This is a genomic window from Arthrobacter sp. (assembly GCF_031988865.1).
Lineage (GTDB): Bacteria > Actinomycetota > Actinomycetes > Actinomycetales > Micrococcaceae > Arthrobacter_B.
Genome location: NZ_DALZXY010000168.1, coordinates 1 through 2,703 on the forward strand (window position 1 = coordinate 1; position 2,703 = coordinate 2,703).

At 65.1% G+C, this 2,703-nt stretch carries 3 protein-coding genes and 1 pseudogene; all 4 read left to right on the plus strand.

The genetic code is table 11. From position 1 onward, the window contains the following. Position 1 precedes the first annotated feature (1 nt). Positions 2 to 1,429: a SulP family inorganic anion transporter gene (locus tag RTN46_RS16870; protein ID WP_312183178.1), complete on the plus strand. Its 1,428-nt coding sequence runs from the start codon at positions 2 to 4 to the stop codon at positions 1,427 to 1,429. 119 nt (positions 1,430 to 1,548) lie between these two features. Then, entirely contained in the window at positions 1,549 to 2,088 is a 540-nt protein-coding gene (locus RTN46_RS16875) for a dihydrofolate reductase family protein (RefSeq protein WP_312183181.1), read from the plus strand. Positions 2,089 to 2,188: 100 nt separating this feature from the next. Then, entirely contained in the window at positions 2,189 to 2,488 is a 300-nt protein-coding gene (locus RTN46_RS16880) for a hypothetical protein (RefSeq protein WP_312183183.1), read from the plus strand. A gap of 91 nt (positions 2,489 to 2,579) precedes the next feature. Beyond that, positions 2,580 to 2,703 (plus strand): annotated as a pseudogene (locus RTN46_RS17065) (dehydrogenase); the annotation flags it as partial.

The following is a 2,703-nucleotide window of genomic DNA, read 5'->3' on the forward strand; positions in this document are numbered from 1 at the left end:
GCTGCTGAAGACCGAGGCGCTGGCCGGACTGGTGGTGGCGCTGGCCCTGATCCCGGAGGCCATTGCCTTCTCGGTGATCGCCGGCGTCGACCCGCGGATGGGCCTGTTCGCCTCCTTCACCATGGCCGTGACCATTGCGTTCGTGGGCGGCCGCCCGGCGATGATTTCCGCAGCCACCGGAGCAGTTGCCCTGGTCATTGCCCCGGTGGTGGCGAACCACGGTGTCGAGTACCTGGTCCCCACGGTGATCCTGGCCGGGATTTTCCAGATCCTGCTCGCGCTCGCGGGCGTCGCTAAACTGATGCGCTTTATTCCGCGCTCCGTGATGGTGGGGTTCGTGAATGCGCTGGCCATCCTGGTGTTTTCCTCCCAGCTGCCCGAACTGATCGGCGTGCCGTGGCTGGTTTACCCGATTGTCGCCGTCGGACTGCTGATCGTTTTCGGCCTGCCCCGGCTGACGACGGCGGTGCCCGCGCCGCTGGTAGCGATCGTCGCCCTTACGGTTGCCGCCGTCGCTGCCGGCTGGAACGTTCCGACCGTGGGGGATAAGGGCGAGCTTCCGGACAGCTTGCCGGCCCTGCTCTTCCCCGAGGTTCCGCTGACCCTGGAAACACTGCAGATCATTGCGCCCTTCGCCGTGGCGATGGCGTTCGTCGGCCTGCTCGAATCGCTGCTGACCGCCAAACTCGTGGACGACATCACCGACACCCGCTCCTCCAAACCGCGCGAGGCCGCCGGGCAGGGCATCGCCAACATCGTCACCGGATTCTTCGGCGGAATGGGCGGCTGCGCCGTCGTTGGCCAGACCATGATGAATGTGAAGGCCTCCGGCGCCCGCACCCGCATCTCCACCTTCCTGGCCGGTGTCTTCCTGCTGATCCTGGTGGTGGTGCTCGGGGACATCGTCGCCTTGATCCCGATGGCCGCGCTGGTGGCCGTGATGATCTTCGTGGCCTGGGCTGCGTTCGACTGGCACAGCATCCGCCCCTCCACGCTGCGCCGGATGCCGAAGTCGGAGACCGTGGTGATGGTGACCACCGTCGTCGCCACCGTTCTCACGCACAACCTCGCGATCGGCGTCGGGATTGGTGTCCTGGTGGCGATGGTCCTGTTCGCCCGCCGCGTGGCGCACTTTGTGACCGTGCAGCGCACGCTGACGGACGACGGCGCCGCGGTCACCTACGCGGTGCGGGGCGAGCTGTTCTTCGCTTCCTCCAATGACCTCTACACCCAGTTCGAATACGCCCTGGATCCGGAGGACGTGGTGATCGATATGAGCGGCTCGCACGTCTGGGATGCCTCCACCGTCGCGGCGCTGGATTCCATCACCGAAAAGTACCGCAGCCGCGGCAAAACGGTGCGGATCACCGGGCTGAACGGCTCCTCCCTCTCGCTGCAGGGCCGGCTTTCCGGGGAACTGGGCGGCTGACCGGGACCCGGCCTCTGGCGCGGGTACCGCCTGCACGCTAGAAATAGCCTGAACCCCGCGGACGGCCTGAACGTCATGGCCCATGGCCCGGGACCAACAGCGAACAGGCGGGCGGAAACATGGGAAAAGTCCTGATCCACGCAACGGTGACCGTGGATGGCTTTATGGCCGACAGCGAGGGCGGCGTCGACTGGATGTTCGACGTCGAGTCGGTGGAGGCGGATACCTCCTTGGTGGACCGCGTTGTGCAGGAAATCGGCGCGGTGGTGGGCGGCGCCAACAAAACCCAGACGATCGAGGAAGGCGAGGAACCATACGGCGGCATGCTGAAGGTCCCGGTGTTCCTGATGACGCATTCGCCCCGCGGCCCGATAGAGAAGGACGGCACAACGTACGCCTTCCTTGATGACCTCCGGCAGGCCGTCGACCAGGCCAAGGGAGCGGCTGGGGAGAAAACCGTTGCCCTTCTGGGCGGCAGCATCTCCCGGCAGTGCCTCGAGCTGGGGCTTGTGGATGAAATCCAGCTGCATGTGGTGCCCATCCTGCTGGGCCAGGGCATCTCGCTGTTCAGCGGACTGGAGCACCCGGTGACGCTGGAGCGGCTGGAGACCGAGGCCTTTGCCGGCGGCATCCATCTGCGCTTCCGGGTTGTGCGCTGACGGACGGTAAGGAGGAGCTGCGGGTCACTGCGCGAGATTCGGATCACGAATCCTGGACGATCTTCGCGGCAGCGCCCGCTGGTGCTGAATAATCGGCTGAGTGAGCTCTAATTCCACCACTGCAGCAAGCCATGCGGGACGCGGTCTCGGTATTACCGCCTTGATCCTCGCCATCCTTCTGAACATCGTTGGCCTCATCGTAGGCATCATTGCCCTGGTCATTTCGCGCCGGGCCGGGGCCAAAAACGGCTGGGCCGTCGCCGCCATCATTGTTGGAGCACTTACCTTCGCGCTGCTGGGCACAGCGACCCTGGTGGGCCTTTCAGCGATCAACAGCCAGTGCGGCGACCTTGGTCCCGGAGTCCACCACTGGAACGGTTTGACGCTGACCTGTTCCTGATCGCAGCGCCCGGGCGCCTTGGCCACTACTGCTGGGGTCCCGGGATAGGTGCACTCCTAAACCGTTGACTTTTTCAACTATTCCGGTGAGGATGGAACGAAAGAGCAGGTCAACGGCGCCCGGCACTGCCGGCAGAAAAGGAGCCACCATGTCCTTGGACGGCAAAACCGCGATTGTTACCGGCAGTGGGCGGGGACTGGGGCTGGCCTATGCCC

Excerpts from the sequence above, each read along its gene's own strand:
- RTN46_RS16875 (WP_312183181.1), top strand. The coding sequence starts at position 1,549 with ATGGGAAAAGTCCTGATCCACGCAACGGTGACCGTGGATGGCTTTATG.